The sequence below is a fragment of the Nocardiopsis sp. RV163 genome (assembly GCF_001029525.1).
Classification (GTDB): domain Bacteria; phylum Actinomycetota; class Actinomycetes; order Streptosporangiales; family Streptosporangiaceae; genus Nocardiopsis; species Nocardiopsis dassonvillei.
Map to the genome: position 1 here is coordinate 1 of NZ_LEKI01000077.1, position 24,628 is coordinate 24,628.

Consider the following 24,628-nt stretch of genomic DNA (forward strand, 5'->3'; position numbering starts at 1 on the left):
GCCCGGAGTCCGCCTCGCGGCGCCCGACGCTCTCCGGGACGGCCTGGCGCTGGGCGGGGTTGGAGGCGGGGGTGACCGGGTCGGGGTCACCGCGTCGGCCCGCGCCGCGGCCCGCCGGGGCGGACTGATGTGGAGGCGGTCACGCGAACGTTTTAATACGTTCGACACGCACCCCTGCCCTGCCAACAGGTACCAACGTTTTCCAACAATTTTCCGACGCAAGGGCGGGTGGCATTGACACCTGCGGGGAACCTGAAACACTTGATTCAACAGATTCCCACATTTTCAATCATGCCTGGGGGGCGGATGCTGGCTGCGCAACGGCAGGAGCTGATCCTCGAACAGGTTCGGCGCAGCGGGGCCGTGCGGGTGGCCGACCTGGTCGAGAGCCTCTCCGTGTCGGACATGACCGTGCGCCGCGACCTCGACGCCCTGGAGAGCCGGGGCGAGGTGCGCAAGGTGCACGGCGGGGCCGTCGCACCGGCGGGCGCGCGCACCGAGGAGCCCGGCTTCGAGGCCAAGTCCACCCGGCAGGAGGGCGAGAAGCACGCCATCGCGCGTGCCGTGGCCGAGTTGGTCGAGCCGCACAGCGCCGTGGGCCTGTCCGCGGGCACCACGACCGCCACCGTCGCCGAGTACCTCGCCGACACACCGGGGCTGACGGTCGTCACCAACTCGCTGCGCGTGGCCGAGGTGTTCCACCGGGCCGCGCGGCCCGACCAGACCGTGGCGCTCACCGGCGGCTTCCGCACGCCCTCCGACGCGCTCGTGGGCCCGCTCGCGCTCGCCTCCGTGCGCGGCCTCAACCTGGACGTCCTCGTCCTGGGCGTACACGGCATGCATGAGCGCGCCGGGTTCACCACGCCCAACCTCATGGAGTCCGAGACCAACCGGGCCCTGGTGGAGGCCGCCGCCTCCCTCGTGGTCGCCGCCGACCACAGCAAGTGGGGCACGGTCGGGATCAGCACCATCGCTCCGCTGGACCGCTGCGACGTGCTGGTCACCGACTCCGGAACCGACCCGGCCGTCCGGGCCGCGCTGACCGAGCACGTGGGCCGCCTGGTGGTCGCCGACGTGCGACCGATGAAGGGGGAGGACGGATGAGGAGGACCTCGGCCCGGCTGGCCGACGGCCGCGAGATCGTCTACTTCGACGAGGGCGGCACCGCCCGCGAACCCGCGCCCGACCTGCGCGAGCTGCCCCCGTCGGCGACCGGCGCGGAGATGCGCTTCGACCCGCTGCTGCGCGAGTGGGTGGTGGTGGCCTCCCACCGGCAGGGCCGCACACACCTGCCGTCCAGCCACGACTGCCCGCTGTGCCCCTCGGCGGAGGGGCGCCTGACCGAGGTCCCGGCCGCCTCCTACGACGTGGTCGCCTTCGAGAACCGCTTCCCCTCACTGGTGCGCGACGACGGCCGCGTCCTGGAGGGGGTCGGGGAACTGGAGCCGTCCCGGCGCGTGGCCGCGGGCCGCTGCGAGGTCCTCGTCTTCGGCTCCGACCACGACGCGTCCTTCGCCGACCTGGGCCCCGAGCGGGCCCGCACGGTCATGGCAGCCTGGATCGACAGGACCGAGGCGCTGTCGGCGCTGCCGGGCGTGGAGCAGGTGTACTGCTTCGAGAACCGGGGACCCGAGATCGGGGTGACCCTGCACCACCCCCACGGGCAGATCTACGCGTTGCCCTTCGTCACCCCGCGCACCCGGCGGATGCTCGACTCCGCGGAGGAGTACCGCGAGCGCACCGGCGGCTCGCTGTTCGCCGACGTGCTGCGCGCCGAGCAGGAGGCCGGAATCCGGGTGGTGGCCGGGACCGAGCACTGGACGGCCTTCGTCCCGGCCGCGGCCCGCTGGCCCGTGGAGGTGCACCTGTACCCGCACCGGCGGGTGCCCGACCTGCCCGCGCTGTCGGAGGAGGAGCGCGAGGACTTCGGCCGCCTCTACCTGGAAGTACTGCGCCGCTTCGACGCGCTCTACGACGCGCCCCTGCCCTACATCTCCGCCTGGCACCAGGCGCCCGTGCGCGACCGGCGCGACCTGGCCCACCTGCACCTGGAGCTGTTTTCCGTGCGACGCGCGCCGGGCAAGCTCAAGTACCTGGCCGGAACCGAGTCCGGTATGGGCGCCTTCATCAGCGACGTCGCGCCCGAGACCGTCGCCGAGCGGCTGCGGGAGGTCGCGCCGTGAAACTGCTCGTCACCGGGGGCGCCGGATACGTCGGAAGCGTGGTGACCGCCCTGCTGCTGCGGGCGGGCCACGCGGTGACCGTCCTGGACGACCTGTCCACCGGGCACGCGGACGCCGTCCCCGATGGGGCCCGTCTGGTGGTGGCCGACGTGCGCGGGGCCGCCGACGTGCTGGACCCGTCCGTGGACGCCGTGCTGCACTTCGCCGCCAAGTCCCTGGTGGGCGAGTCGGTGGCGGACCCGGGCGAGTACTGGCACACCAACGTGTCGGGGACGCTGGCACTGCTGGAGGCCGTGCGGCGCCACGGCGTGGCGCGCGTGGTGTTCTCCTCCAGCGCCGCCGTCTACGGCGACCCCGCGGGCGGCGCGCCGATCCGCGAGACCGACCCGGCGGCGCCCACCAGCCCCTACGGCGCGAGCAAGCTCGCCGTCGACCACATGCTGGAGTCGTGGGCAGCGGCGCACGGTGTCGGCGCGGTGAGCCTGCGCTACTTCAACGTGGCCGGGGCGCACCTGGGCTTCGGGGAGCGGCACGAGACCGAGACGCACCTGGTGCCGAACCTGCTGCGGGTGGCCGCCGACGGGGACGGGCACGCCAGCGTGTTCGGCGCCGACTACCCGACCCGGGACGGGACGGCGGTGCGCGACTACCTGCACGTCGCCGACCTGGCCGACGCGCACCTGCGCGCCCTGGAGAGCGTGCGCCCGGGCGTCTTCCGCGTCCACAACCTGGGCACCGGCGGCGGGCACAGCGTGCGCGAGGTGATCGAGGCGGTCCGGCGGGTGACCGGCCGCCCGGTGCCCGTGGTGGACGGCCCGCGCCGGGCGGGCGACCCGGCCGTCCTGGTCGCGGCCAACGACCGGGCCCGCCGGGAGCTGGGCTGGACGCCGGGGCGCACGCTGGACGAGACCGTCGCCGACGCCTGGGATTTCGTCCTGGCACGGCACGGCACGGCCTGACCCCCATCGCACAGCAGGAAGGCAGGACCTCGTGGACGACGTGACCACCGCGTTCCACTCGGCGTTCGGGTACGGGCCCGAGGGCGTGTGGACCGCTCCGGGGAGGATCAACCTCATCGGCGAGCACACCGACTACAACGACGGGTTCGTGCTGCCCTTCGCCCTGCCCCACGCGCTGACGGCCTCGGCCGCGCCGCGGACGGACGGGCGGGTGCGGCTGGTCTCCCGGCAGTCGCCGCAGGAGTACGCGGCCCCGGTGGACGAGATGGTCCCCGGCGCGGTGGAGGGGTGGGCCGCCTACCCCGCCGGGGCGCTGTGGGTCCTGCGGGACGAGGGCCGCGCGGTGGACGGGCTGGACCTGCTGGTGGACAGCACGGTCCCGAGCGGGGCGGGCCTGTCCTCGTCGGCCGCGCTGTCGTGCGCGGCCGTCATGGCCGCGGCCTCCCTGTACGGGGCCGACCTCGCACCGGGCGAGGTGGCCCGGCTGGCCCAGCGGGTCGAGAACGACTTCGTGGGGATGCCCTGCGGGATCCTGGACCAGTCCGCGTCCATGCTCTCCACCGAGGGGCACGCCCTGTTCATGGACACTCGCACCCTGGAGACCGAGCAGGTGCCCTTCGACCCCTCCGCGGACGGGCTGACCGTGCTGGTGGTGGACACCCGCGCCCCGCACCGGCACGTGGACGGCGCCTACGCCGAGCGCCGCCGCTCGTGCGAGGAGGCCGCGCGCGTCCTGGGGGTGGCGGCCCTGCGCGACGTCACCGACCCGGCGGGCGCCCTGGCCGCGCTGCCCGACGACGTGTCCCGCCGCCGGGTGCGCCACGTGGTGACCGAGAACGAGCGGGTGCTGCGGGCCGTTGACCTGCTCCGGTCCGGTCGGGTCCGGGAGGTGGGGCCGCTGCTCACAGCCTCCCACGCCTCGCTGCGCGACGACTACGAGGTGAGCGTGCCCGAGGTGGACACGGCGGTGGACGCGCTGCTGGCCGCGGGCGCGCTGGGTGCCAGGATCACCGGCGGCGGTTTCGGCGGGTGCGTGGTCGCCCTGGTGGAGACCGAGCGCGCGGAGGCCTGCGGGAAGGCGGTGCTGGAGGCCTACCGGGAACGGGGCTTCGAGGCGCCGACCGCGTTCGGTGCCCTGCCGTCCGCGGGGGCGCGCCGCCTGCACCCCTGAGACGGAGGGCGGCCGACCCCGCCCGGGGTGGTGGGAGCGCTTCCATGGACAATGGCGAGACGGTGGACACAAGGGACGAGGGAGCACGCATGGGACTCAGGTTCGGCCTGCTGGGCACCGGCTACTGGGCCGCGGAGACGCACGCCGCGGCGCTGGACACCCACCCCGGCGCCACCCTGGCGGGGGTGTGGGGGCGCGACGCGGCCAAGGCGGCGGCCCTCGCCGAGCGCTACCGGACCCGGGCGTACGAGGACTTCGAGGCGCTGCTGGACGACGTGGACGCCGTGGCTGTCGCGCTGCCGCCCCACATCCAGGGCGACCTGGCCCTGCGCGCCGCCCGGGCGGGCAAGCACCTGCTGCTGGACAAGCCGTTGGCGCTGTCGACCCCGGCGGCGGACGCGGTGGTCGCCGAGACCGAGGCGCGCGGGCTGGCGTCCGTGGTCTTCTTCACCAGCCGCTTCTCGGACAACGTGGTGGAGTTCGTGGAGTCGGCCGCGGCGGAGGGCGGCTGGCACGGCGTGCGGGCGACGCTGTTCGCCTCGATCTTCGAACCCGGCAACCCCTACGGCGGCTCGCGCTGGCGTCGCCAGAAGGGCGGGCTGTGGGACGTGGGCCCGCACGTGCTGTCGCTGGTGCTGCCCGTGCTCGGCCGGGTCACGCAGGTGATGGCGATGGCCGGGCCGCGCGATACCGTGCACATGCTCACGCGGCACGAGAACGGCGCGGTCGGCTCGTTCGCGGTGACCGTGGACGCCGCGCCCGAGGCCAAGGCCTTCGAGGTCGTGCTGCACGGCGAGCGGGGCTGGGTGCCGGTGCCCGGCGGCGACCGGAGCCCGGTGCAGGCTCTCGGCACGGCGGTCGACCGGCTGCTGGCGCAGGTGGAGGGGAGGGTCGGCGACCCCTGCGACGTGCGCTTCGGCCGGGAGGTGGTGGCCGTGCTGGAGGCCGCCGAGGCCTCCGTGCGCCTGGGCCGGGCCGTGGGCGTGGACGAGGGCCTCGGCTAGCGGCACGGGACGGCGCCGCCCGGAGCCGAGCACCGCGGGTCGGCCCCCGGTACGGCGTCGGCGCCTCCGCGGGCCTCCCCTCGCGTCCGTGTTCGAGCGCCCGGAGCGCGGGGAACTCCGGTGTCCTCGTCGGGCCGGCTCGTTTCCCGCCGACCCGCCTCCGTCACCTCCGAAACCCCGCGGGCCCCCGGATCACACCCCGTCAGCGCGGGGTCATACGGTGCGGCCCCTGGCTCCCCTGGAGTAGAAGCCGTCGGCGAGGTAGACGATCGCCGCGGCCACCAGCACCTGGATGATCAGCGTGATGATCCATCCGGCGCCGAAGAGCCCCGCGGCGATCCAACCGCCGATGAAGGCGGCCACGATGCCCAGGACCAGGGTGAGCCAGATCGGCAGGTGCTGTTTGCCGGGGACGATGAAGCGTCCCAGTGCGCCGACGATCAGGCCGACGATGATCGCACTGATGATTCCGGTGATCTCCATCTGTTCCTCCCGGATGTTGACGCCCTCATCCCCTGCCCGCTCGGTGACGGCGAAAAAACGCGGGACACGCACCCGAAACCAAGGCTTTGCGCGTTCCGTGCCCGGTCATGGGCTGGTCGGCTACCCGCTCGTGACCGCCCGGAGCGCCGGGGCGAGGAGGCCGCGCGTGGTGGACCCGGGCATCGGCGGGTCCACGCGCAGGGCGGCGTAGGGGACGGCCGTCGGCAGCGCCGCCGGGGCGGCGACGGCCAGGGCGGTTCTGCCCTTCGCAGAACGCCCGAGGACGCACTCCCCCGCGGGTCCGCCGCGGCGTAGGCTCGTCGGGTGAGACCGTCGCGCACGACAACAGTGGAGGCCCGATGACCGACGTCCTGAGTTCCCTGGACGAGGCCCGTGCGGGCAGGCGCGCCGAGGAGCCGCCGGAACCCCTCATGCGCGACCTCATCGGCGACCTGCTGCGGCGCGTCCGGACCGAACAGGGACGCACGCTGCGCGATGTGGCCGAGGACGCCCAGGTCTCGCTGCCCTACCTGTCCGAGATCGAACGCGGGCGCAAGGAGGCCTCCTCCGAGCTGCTCGCCGCCGTCTACCGCTCCCTGGGGCTGAGCCTGTCCGACGTGCTGGGCGAGCTGTACGAGCGCACCGTGCCGGCCCGGCTGACCCGGACTGGAACCGGCCTGGGCGACTACCGGCCCGCAGCCGCGCCCGCACACCGGGCCCGGGTCCTGTCGCTGGCCGCCTGAGGGCGGCGGGCCGAAGCCGAGCGGAGGCCCGAGGAGATACCGTTCGGGCGCCCGCGGGGCTCTGGAGGCACCGGACGTGCGATCGCGGGGAACAAGCCATCGCACGTCCGGTACCGCTGTGCCCGCTTCGACCCGATTCCCGCTCCTCGGGCGCCCGAGGAGGTACCGCCCCCGGCTCCGGGCGGCCCCCTAGGCGGCGGTCCTCCCCGCCGCCGGGTGCGCCTGGCGGGTGGTGATGATCCCGTCCACCAGGCCGTACTCCTTCGCCTGCCGCGCGGTGAAGATCTTGTCCCGGTCGGTGTCGGCGCGCAGCCGCTCCTGCGTCTGCCCGGTGTGACGGGCCAGGATCTCCTCCACCTGCGAGCGGACCCGCAGGATCTCCTCGGCCTGGATCTCCAGGTCGGCGGCCACACCCTGCCCCTCGCCGGAGGGCTGGTGCAGCAGCACCCGCGCGTGCTCCAAGGCCGTGCGCTTGCCCGCCGTGCCCGCCGCCAGCAGCACCGCCGCGGCGGAGGCCGCCTGGCCCATGCACACCGTGGCCACGTCCGCGCGCACGAACCGCATGGTGTCGTAGATGGCGGTCAGCGCGGTGTTCGAGCCGCCCGGCGAGTTGATGTAGAGCTGGATGTCGGTCTCGCTCGACTCGTAGTCGAGGTGGAGCATCTGCGCCATCACCACGTTGGCGACGTCGTCGTCGATCGGCGTGCCCAGGAAGATGATCCGCTCCGACAGCAGTCGGCTGAAAACGTCGAAGGACCTCTCGCCGTGGGGCGTGCGCTCCACCACCATCGGCACCGTGTAACGACCGCTCACCGGTCCTCCCCCTTCACGTACGTGGCGAACCCGGGCGCTCCGGCGCCCAGCCGGATACCGCCGCCGTCCATCTCCGCGACCGATGCGACCACGTGGTCGACGAACCCGTACTCCCTGGCCTCCTGGGCGGTGAACCAGGCGTCGCGGTGCTGGTCCCGGGAGATGGTCTCCTCGGTCTGGCCGGTGTGCTCGGCGATGAGCCGCACCATGGTCTGCTTGGTGTGCGCGAGGTTCTCGGCCTGGATGGCGATGTCGGCGGCGGTCCCGCCCAGGCCCCCGGAGGGCTGGTGCATCATGATCCGCGCGTGCGGCAGGCTGTAGCGCTTGCCCGGCGTGCCGACGCAGGCCAGGAACTGGCCCATGCTGGCCGCGAACCCCATGACCAGGGTGGACACGTCGTTGGGCACGAAGTTCATCACGTCGTAGATGGCCAGCCCGGCGGACACCGAGCCCCCGGGGCTGTTGACAGCCAGCGTGATGTCCTTGCGGGGGTCCTCGTCGGCGAGCAGCAGGATCTGCGCGCACACGCGGTTGGCGCTGGCCTCGTCCACCTGCGTGCCCAGCAGCACGACGCGGCTGCGCAGCAGGCGCGCGGCCAACTGGTCGTCGAAGGCACCGCCGGAGGTCTCGTCCGAGACGGCGACATGGGTCGGCATGGCATTCTCCCTTCCCCGGCCCCCGTGGGCCGGTGGTCCCAGCCTGCGGCGGCGGGGAGGGAGACTTCCACCGTTTCGGCCCGGGGCAGATCTGCCGACGGCAGAGGCCCAGCGGACCGGGGCCGCGGGCCCGTACCGGGGCCCCCGCGGGCCCCGGGGTCCTCAGGTCTCGTCCAGGGCCTCGCGCAGGTCGCGCAGCAGGGTGAGCACCATCGGGCGAAGCGACGGCCTTATGGCGTCGAACACCTGGCGCTGCTTGCGCTCCATGTCCCTGCGGCGGATCGCGAGCGCCCGCTCGCCCTCCTCGGTGAGGGTCACCACGGTGCTGCGCTCGTCGCGCTCGGAGCGGCGGCGCGCCATCATGCCCTTGCGCTCCAGCTGTTGGATCATGCGGGTTGCGGAGGGGGACGAGACACCGACGATGTGCGCGACGGCGCCGACGCTGGGGGTGTCCATGCCGCGCACCGCCTCCATCAGGAGCGCCTGCGTCAGGGTGAGATCTTCGGCACCCCGGTGGCCGTGGCCGCTGCGCGAGCGGGCGTGGAGCGCCGCGTTGATGAGTTCGGTCCAGGCGCGCTGGAACTCCTCGAGCTCGGAACCGTGCTGCTCGGCACGGGGTTCGTGGATCTCGTCGGGCACGAAACGGTCCTCGCATGCTGGGCGGGCACCGCGGGTCCACAATCCGCGCGGTGGTTTGACGTTTGTGTAGTCTAGCTATTAAATAGCTAAAGCACGCAAGTTCACACACATCCATGCCCCCACAAACCGTAGCGACACCTCTCGTCCACTGACCGGTTGTGGACACGATGCGGGGCAGTGGACGTCCGCCCGACACCAGGGCGGGCCCGGACGGGTCCGGGAGGGGCGCATTGACAACAGTGCTGATCGCGCATTTCATCGCAGCTGCGATCGCGCCGTTACTGGTGCGCCAGTGGGGCCGCAACGCCTTCCTCGCGCTCGCCGTCGTCCCGGGTGCGTCCACCCTCTGGGCCCTCTTCCAGATCCCCGCGATCATGCGCGGCGAGACCCTCGCCGTATCCGTCCCCTGGGCACCGCAGTTCTCCCTGCGGCTCGGCCTGTACATGGACTCCCTGGGCCTGGTCATGACGCTCATCGCCGCGGGCGTGGGCGCGCTGATCCTGGTCTACTGCGCCCGCTACTTCGACGACTCCGAGCCCGGTCTGGCGCGCTTCGCCGGGGTGTTCGTCGCCTTCGCGGGGGCCATGCTGGGCCTGGTGCTGGCCGACGACCTCATCCAGCTCTTCATCTACTGGGAGCTGACCACGGTCTTCTCCTACCTGCTCATCGGGCACAGCACGGAGCTGAAGGAGAGCCGCCGGGCGGCGATGACGGCCCTGACGGTCACCACCTTCGGCGGACTGGCGATGCTCGTGGGCATGATCATGCTCGGCGAGATCGCCGGGACCTACGTGATCTCCGAGATCGTCGCCTCGCCGCCGAGCGGCGCCCCGGTCAACGTCGCGCTCGTGCTCATCATGGTCGGCGCGATGTCCAAGTCGGCCCTGCTGCCGTTCAGCCTGTGGCTCCCCGCCGCCATGCGCGCCCCCACGCCGGTCTCCGGTTACCTGCACGCCGCGGCGATGGTCAAGGCAGGCGTCTACCTGGTGGCCAGGCTCACCCCCGCCTTCCACGACGTCGCCGTGTGGAAGTACTCGGCCCTGTTCTTCGGCACGCTCACCATGGTCCTCGCGGGCTGGAAGGCGCTGCGCCAGTACGACCTCAAGCTGGTCCTGGCCTACGGCACCATCAGTCAACTGGGCTTCCTCATCACCCTGCTGGGCGCCGGAACGCAGGCCGGCGCCCTGGCCGGGATCTCGATGCTCATCGCGCACTCGCTGTTCAAGGCGCCGCTCTTCCTGGTGGTCGGCGTCATCGACCACAGCACCGGCACCCGCGACCTGCGCGAGCTGTCCGGCCTGCGCTCCTCCATGCCCGTGACCTTCTGGACCTCGGTCGTGGCGCTGGCCTCCATGGCGGGTCTGCCGCCCACCCTCGGGTTCGCCGCCAAGGAACTGGCCTTCGGTGCCTTCGAGCACGGCGGCGGCACCGACATCGCCGTCCTGGCGGGCATCGTGATCGGCTCCACCTTCACCGTCGCCTACAGCCTGCGCTTCCTGTGGGGCGCCTTCTGGGGCAAGGAGAACGTCCCGCCCACCCCGCTCCACGCCCCCGGCCCGCTCCTCCAGGCGCCCGCCGCGGTCCTGGCCGGGCTCGGCCTGCTCGGCGGCCTGCTCTCCAGCCTCGTGGACCCCTTCCTGGCCGTGTACGCCGACACCGTCCCCGTCGCCGAGGGCGACTACGTCAAGCACCTGGCCCTGTGGCACGGCCTGGGACTGCCCCTGCTGCTGTCGGCGGTGTGCGTCGCGGGCGGCCTGGCGCTGTTCCGGTTCCGGCACGAGATCGTGTGGGCGGGAACGCGGACCGCGCTGCCCGACGCCGACCGGGTCTACCGCCGGATGCTGGCCGCGCTGGAGAACCTGGCCCTCCAGGTCACCGGAGGCACCCAGCGCGGTTCGCTGCCGGTCTACCTCGGCACCATCCTGGTCGCCCTGGTCGCCGCCGCCGGGTGGTGGGTGGTCAGCGGCCGGATCTGGGAGGGGGACTACCCCGCGGTGCGGCTGTGGGACAGCCCCGTCCAGATCATCCCGGTCGTGATCATCGGCGCGACCGCCCTGCTGACGCTGTTCGTGCGCCGCCGTCTGTTCGCGGTGATCCTCGTGGGCACCGGCGGCTACGGCGTCGCCGCCCTGTTCTACCTGATGGGCGCTCCCGACATCGCGCTCACACAGTTCCTCGTGGAGACCGTCAGCCTGGTGGTCTTCGTGCTGGTGCTGCGCCGCTTCCCGGCCCGCTTCTCGGCGCCCGCGCTGCGCGGGCGCAGGGTGTGGAACCTGGCCCTGGGGGCGGCCACCGGAGTCCTGGTGGCCGCGATGACCTGGTTCGCCCTCGCGGGCCGCCAGGAGCCCTCGGTCGCTGCGGGCTACCCGGCCGCGGCCGAGGAGGCGGGCGGCTACAACATCATCTCGGTCCTGCTGGTCGACGTCCGCGCCTGGGACACCATGGGCGAGATCTCGGTGCTCGCCGCCGCGGCCGCCGGCGTGGCCAGCCTGATGTTCGTGCGCCGCCGCGCCCAGCCGCGCAAGACGCCGGGCGGGGTGATGGCCCTGTCGGTCACCGAACCCCCGCCGCCCGCGGACGGCCAGCGCGGCCCCGACCTCGGCGGCCTGCGGTTCGCCCCCCGCGGGATGCACATCGAGCCCCGGTGGGCGCGCACCTGGCTGCCGGGCGCCGACGCCCTGCCCACCGAGCGCCGGTCGGTCATCTTCGAGGTCGTCTCGCGGTTCCTGTTCCCCGTGATCATGGTGATCTCGGTGTACCTGCTGCTCACCGGCCACACCGCCATCGGCGGCGGCTTCGCGGGCGGCATCGTCGCGGGCCTGGCGTTCATCGTCCGCTACCTGGCCGGAGGCCGCTTCGAGCTGTACGCCACCGCGTGGGTGCAGCCGGGCGCGCTGATCGGCGCGGGCCTGGCCGTGGCCACCGGCACCGCGCTGGGCGGGGCGATCTTCGGCACCGACGTCCTGGCGGGAGGCGACGCCTACATCGACTTCTGGATACTGGGCGAGGCCCACGTCACGGTGTCGCTGCTCTTCGACATCGGCGTGTACCTGCTGGTGATCGGGCTCATCCTGGACATCCTGCGCAGCCTCGGCGCCCGCATCGACGAGCAGATCGAGCGGGACGCCGCGCACTCGGAGGCCGAGGCCGGGACCGGGGGCTCCGAACGCCCCGAGGAGGTCATCTCGTGAACGAGTCCCCCAGCCTGCTCCTGGTCGTCATCGTCGGCGTCCTCGTCGCCGTGGGCGTCGTGCTCCTGCTGGAGCGCAGCCTCACCCGGGTGCTGCTCGGCTTCATCGTCATGAGCAACGGGGTCAACCTGATGATCCTGTCCATGGCGGGCGAGCCCGGCGGGCCGCCGGTCCTGTGGTTCACCGAACCGGAGGAGATGACCGACCCGCTGCCGCAGGCGATGATCCTGACGGCGATCGTCATCACCCTCGGCATCACCGCGTTCCTGCTGGCCATGGCCTACCGGAACTGGCAGTTGGAGGGCAACGACGAGGTCCAGGACGACGCGGAGGACCTGCGCATCGTCCAGGGCGAGGGCCGCAGGGCGGTGCGCCAGCGCTTCCTCAAGGAGCGCCGCAGGCTCCAGGCCGACATCCGCCGCCAGCGGGCGGAACTCCAGGCCACCATCGCCACCGCCGACGCCCGGGAGCTGGCCGAGCAGGCCCGCATCAAGGCCGAGATCGCGCGGGCGCAGGCCGAACTGGCCCGCTACGAGCTGGAGGCGGAGGAGAACGATCCGGACGAGCAGTCCCGCGAGACCATGCGCCGCCTGAGCGACCGCGCGGAGTCGATGACCGCCCAGGTCCAGGAGCTGCGCGGGCGCATCCGCCAGGGGCGCAGGCGCCTGCGCGAGCACAGGCGGGCCGACCGCGCCGCCGAGCGCGAGCTGTGGCGCGAGCTGCGCCGCCGCATCCGTTCGCAGCGCAGGCAGGCGCGCCAGACCATGCGGGCCGAACGCGAGCGCCTGGCCCGCGCCGAGGACAGCGACCTGCAAGGGAGCGAGTGACCATGGGGACGGACTACTTCGTCGGTCTGCTGCACTACTTCATCCCGCTGCCGGTGGTGCTCCCGCTGTTCGCGGCCGGGGTGAAGCTGGCGCTCGGCATCCGCTGGCCCCGGCTCCAGCAGGCGCTCAGCGTCATCTCGCTGGCACTGGTGCTGGTCATCGGCCTCGTGCTGATGCTCGGCTCCCACGCCTACGGTCCGCAGGTCGTGCAGGTGGGCGGCTGGGAGGCGCCGATCGGCATCACCCTGGTCGCCGACCGGCTCTCCGCGCTGATGGTCACGGTGTCGGCGGCGATCACGCTGGCCGTGCTGGTGTACTCCATCGGCCAGGGCATGGCGGGCAAGGCCGAGGTGGCGCCGCTGTCGGTGTACCAGCCGACCTACCTGATCCTGGTGGCGGGCGTCTCCAACGCCTTCCTGGCCGGTGACCTGTTCAACCTGTACGTCGGGTTCGAGATCCTGCTGACCGCCAGCTACGTGCTGCTGACCCTGGGCGGCACGCAGTCCCGGATGCGGGCTGGCGCCATCTACGTCGTGGTGTCCCTGGTGTCGTCGGTGCTGTTCCTCATCGCCATCGCGCTGGTCTTCGGCGCGACCGGCACGGTGAACATGGCCCAGCTCGGCGAGCGGCTGCCCGAGCTGTCCTCGGACCTGCGGGCGGTCCTCCAGGTCGTGCTGCTGTTCGCCTTCGGCATCAAGGCGGCGGTCTTCCCGCTGGCCGCGTGGCTGCCCGACTCCTATCCGACCGCGCCCGCGCCGGTCACGGCGGTGTTCGCGGGCCTGCTCACCAAGGTGGGCGTGTACGCGATCATCCGCACCCAGACCCTGCTGTTCCCGGGCGAGCAGCTCAACGACCTGCTGATGGTCGTGGCCATGGCGACGATGATCATGGGCATCCTGGGCGCGGTCGCGCAGACCGACATCAAGCGTCTGCTGTCGTTCACGCTGATCAGCCACATCGGGTACATGGTGTTCGGAGTGGCCCTGGGCAGCGAGCAGGGCATGGCGGGCGCGGTGTTCTACGTCGCGCACCACATCACGGTGCAGACCACGCTGTTCCTGATCACCGGTCTGATCGAGCGCCGGGGCGGCTCCACCTCACTGGACCACTTGGGCGGGCTGGTGCGGATCGCGCCGATACTCGCGGTCCTGTTCTTCATCCCGGCGATGAACCTGGGCGGCATCCCGCCGCTGTCGGGCTTCCTCGGCAAGCTCGGCCTGCTCCAGGCGGGGGTGGAGGCCGGCACGCCGCTGTCCTACACCCTGGTGGGCGCGTCGGTGCTGACCAGCCTGCTGACCCTGTACGTCATCGCCCGGGTGTGGAACTACGCGTTCTGGCGCACGCCCTCCGAGGGCATGGTGGCCGAGCCCGGCACCGTGCTGGAGGACACCGAGACCGACGACCCCTCCACCGCGGCGCTGGGCCCCGGCGAGGCGGTCGGCCCGTCCTCCCGCCTGGGCGACACCTCGACCGCGGCCACGCCGGTGGTCACGTCCGTCGTCCTGCCCAGGAGCATGGTCGGCGCCACGGTCGCGCTGGTGGTGTTCAGCATCGCCCTGACGGTGCTTGCCGGGCCTCTGATCGAGTACTCCTCGGACGCGGCGGTCGAGCTCCAGGCGCGCGGCCCCTACATCGAGGCGGTTCTGGGAGGCGACCGGTGAACGGCCTGCAGGAGAAGAAGCGGATCGGCCTGACCGCGCTGCGCAGGCGCCTGGGCAAGGTGCAGATCCCGGTGGCGCTCGGTATGACGCTGGTGTGGATGCTGCTCTTCAACGCCTTCCGGCTGCGCCCGGAGTCGCTGGGCCTGCTGGTCCTGGGCTTCCTGGTGTCTGTGGTGATCATGCTGGTGTTCCCGCTGCCGCCGATCTCCCCGGGGTTCCGGTTCCGGCCGCTGCACCTGCTCCGACTGCTGGTGTACATGCTCGCCCGGATGGCCTGGGCCAGCTTCCGGGTGACCGTGCAGACCTTCACGCCCGGACACGTGCACAGCTCGGTGGTGGAGGTGCGGCTGCGCACCGACTCCGACCTGATGCAGGTGTGCGTGTCGATCGCCAGCTCGATCATCCCGGGGTCGGTGATCGTGGAGGTGGGCCAGCCCGACCGGACCCTGTACGTGCACGTGCTGGGCGCGGACGACGACAGCTCGATCGAGCGGGGACGCGAGGACGTCCTGCACCTGGAGGAGCGGATCGTGATGGCACTGGGCACCCGTGAGGACGTCGCCGCGCTGCGGACCGGGGAGTCCTCGCGCGGCGGGGAGAGGGGGAGACCGTGAACGTCCTGTGGATCGTCATCGGCGTCCTGCTCGGCCTGGCCGCGCTGCTGAGCGTGACCCGGATGCTCATCGGCCCGGGCATCCTGGACCGGGCCATCTCAGTGGACGTGCTGCTCGCCTCGGCGCTGGTCGGCGTGGGCGCCTACGCGGCCTTCACCCGCGACCCCACGGTGCTGCCGACGCTGCTGGTCCTGTCCCTGCTGGGCTTCGTCGGCTCGGTCAGCATCGCCAAGTTCGTCGCGCGGCGGGCGCACGAGGACCAGGAGCACATCGCCACGCCGACCGGGGCCCACCCGACCTCCGCGACGCCCACCGACGCCGTCCCCGGCTCGGAGCCGCCGGAGAAGGGGGAGACCTCGTGAGCGACCAGCTCATCACCGTCCTGGACTGGGTGGCGATCCTGTGCATCCTGGCCGGGGCCGCGCTCTCGCTCGTGGCGGCCGTGGGCCTGCTGCGCTTCCCCGACCTGCTCTCGCGCATGCACACCGCCGCCAAGCCGCAGATCCTGGGGCTGCTGCTGGTGCTGGTGGGGATCGGCATCCGGCTGATCCCCGTGGAGACCAACGTCTTCAGCGTCGGAACGCTGCTGCTGGTGGCGCTGTTCCAGATCGTGACCGTCCCCGTGGCGGGCCACATCGCCGCCCGCGTGGGCTACCGGACCGGGCGCATCGACGAGGAGCTCATCACCCGTGACGAGCTGGCCGAGCGCTTGGAGGGCAGGCGCGGAAACGGCGACGGCGGCCCGGACGGCGCTTCCCGGTAGACGGCGGGCGGGAGTCCGTGCGGGGCCCCGGGGGCTGAAGTGAACTGCTCCCGGGGCCCCGCCGCGTCCGGGCCGGGTCCGGTCGGAGCCGGCCCCCGCCCGCCTCACCCGCTCCCGGGGCCGCCGCGCAGCCGGGTGTTCTCCTCCTCCAGTTCCAGGATCCGGCCGATCCCCGCGGGGTTCACCCCCTGGGCGGCCAGTTCGGCCACCCGCCGCAAACGGGTGATGTCGTCGTCGCTGTACAGCCGCATGCCGCCCTCGGTGCGCGCCGGGGCGACCAGGCCCCGCTCCTCGTAGGCGCGCAGGCTCCGGGGCGCGACGCCGGACAGCTCCGCGGCCACGGAGATCGTGTACAGGCCCCGGACAGGATCCGGCTGCGGTTCCCTCATCAGCACGTCCTTCCCGCCGGGACCGTCGGCTTACCCGCGGGTTGAGAAAATCTTTGTCGGACATAGTTGTTTACCTCTCCATCCTGGGGTATAAAACTTGCGTCACCTCGCATCAGGTTTTCTATTAGAACCAGGGGAGGTTTCCATGATGCTGATGCGTACCGACCCCTTCCGGGACATCGACCGCCTGACACAGCGGATCCTGGGCGAGGCGTCCCGACCGGCCGCGATGCCGATCGACGCCTACCGCGACGGCGATGTCTTCGTCGTCTGCTTCGACCTGCCGGGCGTGCGCGCCGACTCCATCGACCTGGAGGTGGAGCGCAACGTGCTCACGGTGACCGCGGAGCGCCCCGACACCGCCCGCGACCGCGAGTCGGTGGTGGTCGCCGAGCGGCCCACCGGCACCTTCTCGCGGCAACTGTTCCTCGGCGAGACGCTGGAGACCGACGCCATCCGGGCCGACTACGCCGACGGCGTCCTGACCCTGCGGATCCCGGTCGCGGAGCAGGCCAAGCCGCGCAAGATCAGCGTCGGCACAGGCGAGGGCCAGCCCCGCAGCATTCGCGCCTGAGCCCCGGTGGCCCGGCTCCGGCCGGGCCGCCCGCCCCCCGAGCAGTGTCCGCACCCCTCCCCTCAGGAAGCAGTGATCCGATGCCTTCCACACTTCGCAGGACCCGCGCGGTGGCCGAGCACATCCAGCGCCACGACCACCGGGAGACGACCCATTTCGCGTGCGTCCGCTTCTTCCGCGCCCTGCGGGCCTACGAGACCGCGTGGGGCAGCACCCCCGACCGCCTCCGCCGGGCGCTGGAGGACCTCAGGATCGCCACCGCCGATCTGACCGGCGACCCCGACGCCTTCCGTCGGGCGTGCCGGGACCCCCGACACGGGGGCCTGCCGCACAGCCTCGACGAACCGCTGGCCGAGCAGTTGCGGGCGTCCCTGGAGGCCCCGGTGTACGCCGAGACGGGCTGAGGTGGGGCTTCCGGAGAACCTGCTCGCGGGACTCATCAAAATCTTCATCGGCCAGAGTAGACATTCACCGGAGGCGCTGATACATTTCCTGTCGTAGCCAAAGAGATCCACCAGTTGGACCACCGGATACGCCGGTGGGAGCAGGACCGGCGTCCCGCCCGCACGGGGGGCGCCGCGGCAACAGGGAGAAAGCGGTAGGGCTCGACCGACACGGAGCTTCGCGTACGGCGTCGGGAGCCGGTAGGACCGCAGTACCGCAGTACAGAGGTAAGGCAGTGCCGCAGGACCGGTTCTTCGCCCGCACGGGAGGGACCGCGCAGTGACAGAGCAGGTCGGCTCGACCGGTGTGCACGTGCTTCAAGACGCCGGGAGCCGGTAGGACCGCAGTACAGAGGTAAGGCAGTACCGCAGGACCGGAGTCCCGCCCGCATGGGGGACGCCGCGGCAGGTGTGAAGTGTACGCAGTGAGATCGAGAGGAGTAGATGCCATCGAGGATCGCCCGGGTGTGGGGAGGTCCCACTCGGGTACCGCAGGCCCCGGTTCGGAAGAAGGTGGTCCACGGTCACACAACCGCGATCCCCGCGATCCCGTCCCAGTCTGACCTCGGGAAGCGGAAGACCGGCAGCAGCCGGTAGATGGTGTTGAACTCTCGGGCCCCAGCGCTGTTCGGCGCTGGGGCCCTCGGCGTGCGATGAGGAGAGAAAGAGAAACGCTTGTCCCGTCCAGAAACCGAAGACCGGTTCGACGATGACGACTACCCCGCCTACACCATGGGCCGCGCGGCGGAGATGATCGGCGCCACGCCGGCCTTCCTGCGCGCACTGGGCGACGCCCGGCTGATCGAGCCCCTGCGCTCGGCGGGCGGGCACCGCCGCTACTCCCGTTACCAGCTCAAGATCGCCTCCCGCGCCCGCGAACTCGTGGACGAGGGCACTCCGGTCGAGGCCGCGTGCAGGATCATCATCCTGGAGGACCAACTGGAGGAGGCGCAGCGGATCAACGAGCAACTCCGCGTCTCCGAAGCCGACGCCCGGACCGACGAGCGCCCGGCCCCCGGGAACGCCTGACGGAGGACGGGGCGGTGCGGACCGGAGGGCCGCTCCCCCCGCTCCCTCCCAGGAGGCCGCCCCGTCCGACGCCGTCAGGGCGGCCCCGCCGCGTGCTCCGCCCCGCCGCGTCCGCGCGGGCTCAGAGGCGGTCGGCCTCGTCGTCGGCCATCAGCCGGGAGCGGATGAGGAACCGGTTGCCCGTCGGCGCCTCCAGGGAGAAGCCCGCTCCCCTGCCCGGGACGACGTCGATGGTCAGGTGGGTGTGGCTCCACAGCTCGAACTGCGCCCGCGACATCCACACCGGCACCGGCTCGGGCGCGCCCACGTCGAGGTCGCCCAGCCGCACGTCGGAGGCCCCGGTGCGGAACTCCCCCGCCGGGTAGCACATCGGGGAGCTTCCGTCGCAGCACCCGCCGGACTGGTGGAACATGAGCGGCCCGTGTTCGTCGCGCAGCTCGCGGAGCAGGGCGGCCGCCGCGTCGGTGACGGCCACCCTCTCCACGGCCGCGCCGTCTGCGCGAGAGCCCATCAGAACAGCCCCATCGCCTTGTCGGAGTAGCTGACCAGCAGGTTCTTGGTCTGCTGGTAGTGGTCGAGCATCATCTTGTGGTTCTCGCGGCCGATGCCGGACCGCTTGTACCCGCCGAAGGCCGCGTGCGCCGGGTAGGCGTGGTAGTTGTTCACCCACACGCGGCCCGCCTGGATGTCGCGGCCCGCACGGTAGGCGGTGTTGCCGTCGCGCGACCACACCCCCGCCCCCAGCCCGTAGAGGGTGTCGTTGGCGGTCTCGAGGGCGTCGTCGTAGTCGTCGAAGCGGGCCACCGACACCACCGGGCCGAAGATCTCCTCCTGGAAGATCCGCATGTCGTTGCGGCCCTCGAAGACGGTCGGCGCGACGTAGTAGCCGCCGGACAGGTCGCCGCCGGGGTCCACCCGCTCCCCTCCGGTGAGCACCTCGGCCCCCTCCCGGCGGCCGATGTCGATGTAGGACAGGATCTTCTCCAACTGGTCGTTGCTGGCCTGCGCTCCGACCATGGTCTCGGTGTCCAGCGGGTTCCCCTGGCGAATCCGGCCGACGCGGGCCAGGGCGTCGCCCATGAAGCGGTCGTAGACGGCGTCCTGCACCAGGGCCCGCGAGGGGCAGGTGCACACCTCGCCCTGGTTGAGGGCGAAGAGGGCGAAACCCTCCAGGGCCTTGTCGTAGAAGGCGTCGTCGGCCGCGGCCACGTCGGCGAAGAAGATGTTGGGGCTCTTGCCTCCCAGTTCCAGGGTGACCGGGATGAGGTTCTCAGACGCGTACTGCATGATGAGGCGTCCGGTGGTGGTCTCGCCGGTGAAGGCGACCTTGCCGACGCGGGGGCTGCTGGCCAGCGGCTTGCCCGCCTCCGCGCCGAAGCCGTTGACGACGTTGACCACGCCGGGCGGCAGCAGGTCGGCGACGAGCTCCATGAGCAGCAGGATCGAGGCGGGGGTCTGTTCGGCGGGCTTGAGCACCACCGCGTTCCCGGCGGCCAGCGCGGGCGCGAGCTTCCAGGTGGCCATGAGCAGCGGGAAGTTCCACGGGATGATCTGGCCGACCACGCCCAGGGGCTCCTGGAAGTGGTAGGCGACGGTGTCGCCGTCGATCTGGGAGGTGTGCCCCTCCTGCGCGCGGATCGCCCCGGCGAAGTAGCGGAAGTGGTCGACGGCCAGCGGCAGGTCGGCGGCCAGGCACTCGCGGACGGGCTTGCCGTTCTCCTAGGACTCGGCGACGGCGAGCCGCTCCAGGTTCTCCTCGACGCGGTCGGCGATCCGGTTGAGGACCAGGGCCCGCTCGGCGGCGGAGGTGCGGCCCCAGGCGGGGGCGGCGCCGTGGGCCGCGTCCAGGGCCAGTTCGACGTCCTCCGCGCCGCTGCGGGCGACCTCGGTGAAGACGCGGCCGTTGACGGGGCTCGGATTCTCGAAGTAGCGGCCCCGGACCGGCCGGATCCACTCGCCTCCGATCCAGTTGTCGTAGCGGGCGGCGTACTCGACGACGCTTCCGTGCTGGCCCGGGGGTGTGTAGATCGCCATGGAGGTCTCCTTGCTTCGCCGGGCTCCGGCCGTGGGACCGGCAGCCGCTTCCGGGGAGGTCGGGAGGGTGACGCTAGTCACCGCCACGTTGCGACCACGTTGCGCTCGGGTCAGCCGCCGAGCCAGCGCAGCCTGCCGCGCAGGGCGGCGTGGCGCGGGGAGGCGGGGTCGAGGGCGCGCAGCACGGCGGTCAGGACCCGGGGGTCGTCGCGCCACTCGGGGTGCTCGGCCCAGTCCAGGAGCACGTCCGGTGCGGCGTTGACGCCCAGGGCCTCGCACACCTCGGCCTGGAGGCCGTCGCGTACCTCGGCCACGCCGGGCGCCTCGGAGCGGGGCAGGACCGGCCCGGCGTAGGCGTTCAGGGCCCGCCGGTAGGCGCCCCCGGCCAGGTGGCGGCGCACCTCGTCCACGTCGGTGGCCAGCGGACGGCACAACCGGTAGGGGCGGGAGGCGAGCAGGCCGGGACCGAGGAGGCGGCGCAGGCGCGACACCTCGGCGCGGACGGTGACCGGGGAGGCGTCCCGCTCGTGCAGCCGGGCGCCGAGCTCGTCGCCGGTCAGCCCGCGCGGGCTGCGGGCGAGCAGGAGCAGGATCTCGGAGTGGCGGGCGCTCAGGGCCAGGTCGCGGCCCTCCAGGGTGAGCCGGGCGCCGTCCCGCCCCAGGACCCGGAGCCGGTCGCCCCCGTCGGGTCCGCGGCCCCCGTCGGTGGCGGCGCCCGCGCGCGGGCCGGTGGGTGCGGGGCCCGTACGGACCGCCCGCCGCCGTCCCGGCGCGGGCCCCCGGGCCCCGGCGCGCAGGGCGCGCAGCTCCGCCTCCGCCGCGGTGGCGGCGGCCCGGACCAGGGCCAGGGCCTGCGGCGAGGCGAGGTGGTTGTCCCCGGTGAGGTCGAGGACGCCCAGGAGCGCGCCGGTGCCGGGGTCGTGCAGGGGCGCGGCGGAACAGCTCCAGTGCTGCACGCCCCGGGCGAAGTGCTCGCTGGCGAAGACCTGGACCTCGTGGTCGAGGGCGAGGGCGACGCCGGGCGCGTTGGTGCCGACCGCGTGCTCTTGCCAGTTGGCGCCCTCGACGAAGTACATGTCCTCCGCGCGGCGGCGGAGCCGGTGGTCGCCCTCCACCCATAGCAGGCGGCCCGAGGCGTCGCCCACCGCGAGGATCTGGGGGCCGGGCGCGGTGTCGACGAGCAGGTGCCGCAGCAGCGGCATGACGGCGGCCAACGGGTGCGCGTCGCGGTGGTCGCGCAGGTCGGGGCCGGTGATCTCGACCCGGGGCAGGGCGGTGTCGGGGTCCACGCCGTGCTGGGCGCTGCGCCGCCAGGAGGCGCCGACGACGGGGCGGACCGGGCCGCTGACCCGGCCGGAGTCGGTGAAGCGCGTGTGCGCGACCGCCACGTCCCGGCGCACGGCCTCGGGGTCGGCCTCCCACGGCCACGCGTTCCACGGTCCCGGCATGCGAGCTTCCCTCCGCCGAGGCGACGGCGGGCCGTGCCGACGGACCGCCCGACACCCCGATTGAAGCCGCGTCCGCCCCTTCTGACAAGGGGCCGGGGCGGACCGGACGCGCCCCGCCCCTTGCGCGCGGACCCGCCCCGGACGGACGGGTCCTCCGGGCGCCCGCCTCAGCGCTCCTCGCGGACGCGCTCCCTGCCGGGGCCGCAGAGCCAGTAGGCGGGGTAGGCCCGCACGTCCTCCACGGTCGGCGCGGCCGGGGGCGCGGCCGGGTAGGGGTCGCTGCCCCAGTCGAAGCGCGGGCGCAGCTCGCGCGCGGTGGCTCCGTCGGGGAGGGCGTCGCGCCCGGCGGGGGTCAGGTAGGTCCCGGCCGGGGTCCTGCGGGCCAGGCCCGCCTCCACCAGGGGCTGGGCCAGCTCCTCCTCCACCCGCCCGTCCCACCGGGTGGTCGTCGCCGCGGTCCCCAACAACGCTGTCAGGTCCTTGATCAGTGTGCTCATGCGCAAACGGTAGCGATCCGCGGCCCCGCGCACCCGGTCATTGCCGAACTCGGGAGAGTGCGCCGGAACACACACGAGCGCCGGTCCGGAGGGGGAGCGCGGTGGGTCCGCGCGGCACGCGCGGCCGGGGATCCCGACCAGCCGCGCCCCGGGCCCGCGCGGCGCTCGGACGCGGGCGGGCCCGGGGGTCGGCTCAGACCGGCCGCGGCCCCTCCCCGCCGGGCGGGTCAGCCACGAGCGCGGCGAGCGCGACCGTCATCGCCACCCGGGCACGCGGGTCGTGCAGCGGCAGGTCCGCGACCCGGCCCATCCGGCGCAGCCGGTACCGCACCGTGTTGGGGTGCAGGCCCAGCAGCTCCGCCGCCCGCCCCAGGTCCCCGTGCACGTACAGCCAGGCGCGGAGGGTACGCGCGTGGTCGGTGCCGTGCTCGGCGTCGTACCGGACCAGGTCCGCCACGGGGTTGCGGACGGGCATGCGCCCGGCCTCGGCGACCAGGCGCAGGCGGCGCAGCAGCACGGAGTCCCAGGCGTCGTCGTAGACGACCGCGTCGGCGCCCTCGGGCGCCTGCCCGTGCAGCGTCAGGCACTCGTCCGCCTCCTGCCTGCTGGCGGGCAGGCCCGCGGCGTCGGCGGTGCCGCCCACCCCGGCCACCACGCCCAGCCGGTCGGGCAGGCCGCGCAGCGTGGAGCGGACCCACTCCACCGCCGGTGCGGGGTCGTCCCCGCACGGCAGCACGGTGTACACGGTGGTTCCGAGCAGGGTGCTGCGCCCCGGACGCGACCAGCCGAAACCGGTGGTGACCTGCTCGAACAGGTGCAGGATCGCGGCCTCGGGCTCGGTGCGGGCGCGCGCCTGGAAGGCGATCACACGCAGCCCCGCCCCGAGCAGGCCGATCCGCCCTGCCGTCTGCGCCGGATCGGCGGAGCCCTCCAGCAGGTCGATCACCGACTCCGACTCCACCTGCCGCTCCAGGTCGCTGCTGACTCTGGCGCGCAGCATGTGCAGCCCGACCGTGTGCGCCCCCTCGCTCAGCGCCCGGGAGCGGTCCGCGTCCAGCGGGGCGTCGCACGCCACCCACAGCGTGCCCAGGAGTTCGCGGCCCACCCGGATCGGCGCGGCGGTGCGCCCGCCCATGCCGAGTTCGGGTATCCCCGGCACGAACCGGGGTCCGGTCGCGGCTGCCAGCCGGGTGAGGACACCGTCGGCGTCGAGGCGTTCGCGGACCCGCTCGGGGACCCGCCGGTCGACGAGGGTGTCGCGCCGCACCCGGTCGGTACCGCCCTGGGAGGCCGAGTAGGCCGCCACGCGCGAGGCGCGGTCCTCGATGGTGACGGGTCCGCCGACCTCGGCGGCGACGGTGTCGGCCAAGGTGAACAGGTCGCTGGGGCCGCGCCCGGCCTCGGTCTCGCGCCCCTCGAGGACCAGCCCGTAGACGACCCCGGAGACCTGGCTCCACGACACGGCGGGCTCCACGACCAGGAGGGCGGGGCCGCCCTCGCCCAGGCGCGCGCGCACGTCGTCGCCGGGTTCGGTCGCGGACCGGATGATGACGACGGTCGCGCGGGCCCGCTCCGCCAGGCGCACCGCCTCGGCGGCCGAGTCCACGCCGACGGCGAGGAAGGCGTCGCCGAGCTGCGGCACGTCGTCGGTGGGGTCGTGCATGGCGACGCTGCGCAGCTCCCTGCGGCGCAGCGGCTCGGGGCCGACGAGCCGGGCGCCGTAGCCGCCCAGGACGTTGACGAGACGGTCGAGGTGGATCACGCCCGCTCCTTTCCCAGGCGGCGGAGTTGTTCCGCGACCACAAAGGGGCCTCACCTGATTGTCGCCCGAGGATAACGCCCGGTCCCGTCCCCGTGGACACACTCGTGGTAGGCGACGGCCCCCGCGTCGGCCACCGCTGTGCTCGCCCCGTCCGCGGACCCGCTTCCGCGGCGCGGGCCCTGAAGACAAGGAACGTTCATGGCCAGGACCACCGACCGATGGATGACCCGGGAGGCCTACGAGCGGCTCCGGGAGGAGCTCCGGACGCTGCGCGCGCTCCCCGACGACGACCCCGGCACCGGGGCGGACCGGGGCGCGGGGGACGTACTCCCCGCGCCCCGCTACATTCACGACCCCGCCGTGCGGCAGGCGCGCGTGCACACCATCGAGCGGCTGCTCAGCGAGGCCGTCGTGGATGAGGCCGCGCCCGACGACGGGATCGCCGCGCCCGGCAAGGTGCTCACCATCCGCTACGACGGCGAGGAGGAGGACGAGGTGTTCCTGCTCGGCGTCCGGGACGCGTCCGTGGCGGACCGGATGACGGTGTACTCCCCGGAGTCCCCGCTGGGCGCGGCGCTGGTGGGCGCCCGCCAGGGCGAGCGGCGAACGTTCACCGCGCCCCGGGGCGCGGTCATCGGGGTGACCCTGCTCAGGGCCGAACCGTACCGGGCCGCCGCCGTGCACTGACCCCGGTCACGGGGCCCGCGGTGGGGGGCGGGCCCCGTGACCGGGGTCAGTGCACGGC

The 24,628-nt window shown here is 73.2% G+C and carries 25 protein-coding genes and 1 pseudogene; 16 read left to right on the plus strand and 10 right to left on the minus strand.

The window, feature by feature from the left end; translation table 11 throughout:
* Positions 1-306: 306 nt before the first annotated feature.
* The 5 genes from ABD54_RS14920 to ABD54_RS14940 all read left to right on the plus strand — a co-directional run bounded on the left by ABD54_RS14920 (position 307) and on the right by ABD54_RS14940 (position 5,317).
* Positions 307-1,104: a DeoR/GlpR family DNA-binding transcription regulator gene (locus tag ABD54_RS14920; RefSeq protein WP_047870087.1), complete on the plus strand. Its 798-nt coding sequence runs from the start codon at positions 307-309 to the stop codon at positions 1,102-1,104.
* Positions 1,101-2,183 carry a galactose-1-phosphate uridylyltransferase gene (gene galT, locus ABD54_RS14925; protein ID WP_047870088.1) on the plus strand — a complete coding sequence of 361 codons (1,083 nt, stop codon included), beginning with the start codon at positions 1,101-1,103 and terminating at the stop codon, positions 2,181-2,183. Before ABD54_RS14920 ends, galT begins: the two co-directional genes overlap by 4 nt.
* Positions 2,180-3,142 (plus strand): UDP-glucose 4-epimerase GalE, encoded by a 963-nt coding sequence (galE, locus tag ABD54_RS14930; RefSeq protein WP_047870089.1) that lies wholly within the window; start codon positions 2,180-2,182, stop codon positions 3,140-3,142. Before galT ends, galE begins: the two co-directional genes overlap by 4 nt.
* 31 nt (positions 3,143-3,173) lie before the next feature.
* Positions 3,174-4,313: a galactokinase gene (gene galK, locus ABD54_RS14935; RefSeq protein ID WP_047870090.1), complete on the plus strand. Its 1,140-nt coding sequence runs from the start codon at positions 3,174-3,176 to the stop codon at positions 4,311-4,313.
* Between the two features lie 89 nt (positions 4,314-4,402).
* Entirely contained in the window at positions 4,403-5,317 is a 915-nt protein-coding gene (locus ABD54_RS14940) for a Gfo/Idh/MocA family protein (protein ID WP_047870091.1), read from the plus strand.
* A 213-nt stretch (positions 5,318-5,530) separates the two neighbouring features.
* On the opposite strand, the gene ABD54_RS14945 is transcribed toward ABD54_RS14940, so the two are convergent.
* On the minus strand, positions 5,531-5,800 hold the full coding sequence (locus tag ABD54_RS14945; protein ID WP_047870092.1) for a GlsB/YeaQ/YmgE family stress response membrane protein: 270 nt from the start codon (positions 5,798-5,800) through the stop codon (positions 5,531-5,533).
* A 359-nt stretch (positions 5,801-6,159) separates the two neighbouring features.
* On the opposite strand from ABD54_RS14945, the gene ABD54_RS14950 reads away from it, so the two are divergent.
* A complete protein-coding gene (locus ABD54_RS14950; protein ID WP_047870093.1) occupies positions 6,160-6,543 on the plus strand; it encodes a helix-turn-helix domain-containing protein in 384 nt (127 codons plus the stop codon).
* A gap of 189 nt (positions 6,544-6,732) precedes the next feature.
* On the opposite strand, the gene ABD54_RS14955 is transcribed toward ABD54_RS14950, so the two are convergent.
* The 3 genes from ABD54_RS14955 to ABD54_RS14965 form a co-directional block, all read right to left on the minus strand.
* On the minus strand, positions 6,733-7,356 hold the full coding sequence (locus ABD54_RS14955) for an ATP-dependent Clp protease proteolytic subunit (protein WP_047870094.1): 624 nt from the start codon (positions 7,354-7,356) through the stop codon (positions 6,733-6,735).
* Positions 7,353-8,012 carry a ClpP family protease gene (locus ABD54_RS14960; RefSeq protein ID WP_047870095.1) on the minus strand — a complete coding sequence of 220 codons (660 nt, stop codon included), beginning with the start codon at positions 8,010-8,012 and terminating at the stop codon, positions 7,353-7,355. Before ABD54_RS14960 ends, ABD54_RS14955 begins: the two co-directional genes overlap by 4 nt.
* A 162-nt stretch (positions 8,013-8,174) precedes the next feature.
* A complete protein-coding gene (locus ABD54_RS14965) occupies positions 8,175-8,651 on the minus strand; it encodes a MarR family winged helix-turn-helix transcriptional regulator (protein WP_047870096.1) in 477 nt (158 codons plus the stop codon).
* A gap of 239 nt (positions 8,652-8,890) precedes the next feature.
* Here ABD54_RS14965 and ABD54_RS14970 point away from each other — a divergent pair, with 239 nt between their 5' ends.
* From ABD54_RS14970 to mnhG, 6 genes are read left to right on the plus strand one after another with little or no spacing between them, the layout of a single operon-like run.
* On the plus strand, positions 8,891-11,842 hold the full coding sequence (locus ABD54_RS14970; protein WP_047870097.1) for a Na+/H+ antiporter subunit A: 2,952 nt from the start codon (positions 8,891-8,893) through the stop codon (positions 11,840-11,842).
* Entirely contained in the window at positions 11,839-12,669 is an 831-nt protein-coding gene (locus tag ABD54_RS14975) for a Na(+)/H(+) antiporter subunit C (protein WP_013155883.1), read from the plus strand. The genes ABD54_RS14970 and ABD54_RS14975 overlap by 4 nt, the downstream gene beginning before the upstream one ends.
* A gap of 2 nt (positions 12,670-12,671) precedes the next feature.
* Complete coding sequence (locus tag ABD54_RS14980) at positions 12,672-14,330, plus strand: Na+/H+ antiporter subunit D (protein ID WP_200904114.1); 1,659 nt, start codon at positions 12,672-12,674, stop codon at positions 14,328-14,330.
* Positions 14,327-14,944, plus strand: a complete 618-nt coding sequence (locus ABD54_RS14985; RefSeq protein ID WP_047870099.1) for a Na+/H+ antiporter subunit E — start codon at positions 14,327-14,329, stop codon at positions 14,942-14,944. The genes ABD54_RS14980 and ABD54_RS14985 overlap by 4 nt, the downstream gene beginning before the upstream one ends.
* A complete protein-coding gene (locus ABD54_RS14990; protein WP_047870100.1) occupies positions 14,941-15,306 on the plus strand; it encodes a monovalent cation/H+ antiporter complex subunit F in 366 nt (121 codons plus the stop codon). Before ABD54_RS14985 ends, ABD54_RS14990 begins: the two co-directional genes overlap by 4 nt.
* The gene (gene mnhG / locus ABD54_RS14995) at positions 15,303-15,707 is read left to right on the plus strand and encodes a monovalent cation/H(+) antiporter subunit G (protein WP_047870101.1); all 405 of its coding nucleotides are present in this window, start codon (positions 15,303-15,305) and stop codon (positions 15,705-15,707) included. Before ABD54_RS14990 ends, mnhG begins: the two co-directional genes overlap by 4 nt.
* Before the next feature lie 104 nt (positions 15,708-15,811).
* Here the strand turns inward: mnhG and ABD54_RS15000 are convergent, their stop codons facing one another.
* Complete coding sequence (locus tag ABD54_RS15000; RefSeq protein ID WP_047870102.1) at positions 15,812-16,096, minus strand: MerR family transcriptional regulator; 285 nt, start codon at positions 16,094-16,096, stop codon at positions 15,812-15,814.
* Positions 16,097-16,241: 145 nt separating this feature from the next.
* Between ABD54_RS15000 and ABD54_RS15005 the strand changes: the two genes are divergently transcribed.
* From ABD54_RS15005 to ABD54_RS15015, 3 genes are all read left to right on the plus strand, one after another.
* Positions 16,242-16,670, plus strand: coding sequence for an Hsp20 family protein (locus ABD54_RS15005; RefSeq protein WP_047870103.1), 429 nt, complete (start codon positions 16,242-16,244; stop codon positions 16,668-16,670).
* An 80-nt stretch (positions 16,671-16,750) separates the two neighbouring features.
* Positions 16,751-17,074, plus strand: a complete 324-nt coding sequence (locus ABD54_RS15010) for a hypothetical protein (RefSeq protein ID WP_047870104.1) — start codon at positions 16,751-16,753, stop codon at positions 17,072-17,074.
* Between the two features lie 714 nt (positions 17,075-17,788).
* Complete coding sequence (locus tag ABD54_RS15015; protein ID WP_047870105.1) at positions 17,789-18,142, plus strand: MerR family transcriptional regulator; 354 nt, start codon at positions 17,789-17,791, stop codon at positions 18,140-18,142.
* A gap of 121 nt (positions 18,143-18,263) precedes the next feature.
* Here ABD54_RS15015 and ABD54_RS15020 read toward each other — a convergent pair whose 3' ends face one another.
* The 5 genes and pseudogenes from ABD54_RS15020 to ABD54_RS15040 all read right to left on the minus strand — a co-directional run bounded on the left by ABD54_RS15020 (position 18,264) and on the right by ABD54_RS15040 (position 23,883).
* Positions 18,264-18,653 (minus strand): DUF779 domain-containing protein, encoded by a 390-nt coding sequence (locus ABD54_RS15020; RefSeq protein ID WP_047870106.1) that lies wholly within the window; start codon positions 18,651-18,653, stop codon positions 18,264-18,266.
* Positions 18,653-20,176: pseudogene (locus ABD54_RS15025) on the minus strand (aldehyde dehydrogenase family protein). The gene ABD54_RS15020 and the pseudogene ABD54_RS15025 overlap by 1 nt, the downstream one beginning before the upstream one ends.
* Positions 20,177-20,286: 110 nt before the next feature.
* Positions 20,287-21,624, minus strand: coding sequence for a GAF domain-containing protein (locus ABD54_RS15030; RefSeq protein WP_047870107.1), 1,338 nt, complete (start codon positions 21,622-21,624; stop codon positions 20,287-20,289).
* Between the two features lie 167 nt (positions 21,625-21,791).
* On the minus strand, positions 21,792-22,121 hold the full coding sequence (locus ABD54_RS15035) for a hypothetical protein (protein ID WP_047870108.1): 330 nt from the start codon (positions 22,119-22,121) through the stop codon (positions 21,792-21,794).
* 193 nt (positions 22,122-22,314) lie between these two features.
* The gene (locus ABD54_RS15040; protein WP_047870109.1) at positions 22,315-23,883 is read right to left on the minus strand and encodes a CdaR family transcriptional regulator; all 1,569 of its coding nucleotides are present in this window, start codon (positions 23,881-23,883) and stop codon (positions 22,315-22,317) included.
* A 198-nt stretch (positions 23,884-24,081) separates the two neighbouring features.
* On the opposite strand from ABD54_RS15040, the gene ABD54_RS15045 reads away from it, so the two are divergent.
* Positions 24,082-24,570: a GreA/GreB family elongation factor gene (locus tag ABD54_RS15045; protein ID WP_047870110.1), complete on the plus strand. Its 489-nt coding sequence runs from the start codon at positions 24,082-24,084 to the stop codon at positions 24,568-24,570.
* Positions 24,571-24,628 lie beyond the last annotated feature (58 nt).

What these genes read in the sequence shown, in the direction of transcription:
- ABD54_RS15005 (WP_047870103.1), top strand. Translation starts at nt 16,242, where the DNA reads ATGATGCTGATGCGTACCGACCCCTTCCGGGACATCGACCGCCTGACA.
- ABD54_RS15000 (WP_047870102.1), bottom strand. Translation starts at nt 16,096, where the DNA reads ATGAGGGAACCGCAGCCGGATCCTGTCCGGGGCCTGTACACGATCTCC.
- ABD54_RS15045 (WP_047870110.1), top strand. Translation starts at nt 24,082, where the DNA reads ATGGCCAGGACCACCGACCGATGGATGACCCGGGAGGCCTACGAGCGG.
- ABD54_RS15035 (WP_047870108.1), bottom strand. Translation starts at nt 22,121, where the DNA reads ATGAGCACACTGATCAAGGACCTGACAGCGTTGTTGGGGACCGCGGCG.
- ABD54_RS14980 (WP_200904114.1), top strand. Translation starts at nt 12,672, where the DNA reads ATGGGGACGGACTACTTCGTCGGTCTGCTGCACTACTTCATCCCGCTG.
- ABD54_RS15030 (WP_047870107.1), bottom strand. Translation starts at nt 21,624, where the DNA reads ATGCCGGGACCGTGGAACGCGTGGCCGTGGGAGGCCGACCCCGAGGCC.
- ABD54_RS14940 (WP_047870091.1), top strand. Translation starts at nt 4,403, where the DNA reads ATGGGACTCAGGTTCGGCCTGCTGGGCACCGGCTACTGGGCCGCGGAG.
- ABD54_RS15010 (WP_047870104.1), top strand. Translation starts at nt 16,751, where the DNA reads ATGCCTTCCACACTTCGCAGGACCCGCGCGGTGGCCGAGCACATCCAG.
- ABD54_RS14960 (WP_047870095.1), bottom strand. Translation starts at nt 8,012, where the DNA reads ATGCCGACCCATGTCGCCGTCTCGGACGAGACCTCCGGCGGTGCCTTC.
- ABD54_RS14920 (WP_047870087.1), top strand. Translation starts at nt 307, where the DNA reads ATGCTGGCTGCGCAACGGCAGGAGCTGATCCTCGAACAGGTTCGGCGC.
- ABD54_RS14950 (WP_047870093.1), top strand. Translation starts at nt 6,160, where the DNA reads ATGACCGACGTCCTGAGTTCCCTGGACGAGGCCCGTGCGGGCAGGCGC.
- ABD54_RS15020 (WP_047870106.1), bottom strand. Translation starts at nt 18,653, where the DNA reads ATGGGCTCTCGCGCAGACGGCGCGGCCGTGGAGAGGGTGGCCGTCACC.
- ABD54_RS14945 (WP_047870092.1), bottom strand. Translation starts at nt 5,800, where the DNA reads ATGGAGATCACCGGAATCATCAGTGCGATCATCGTCGGCCTGATCGTC.
- galT (WP_047870088.1), top strand. Translation starts at nt 1,101, where the DNA reads ATGAGGAGGACCTCGGCCCGGCTGGCCGACGGCCGCGAGATCGTCTAC.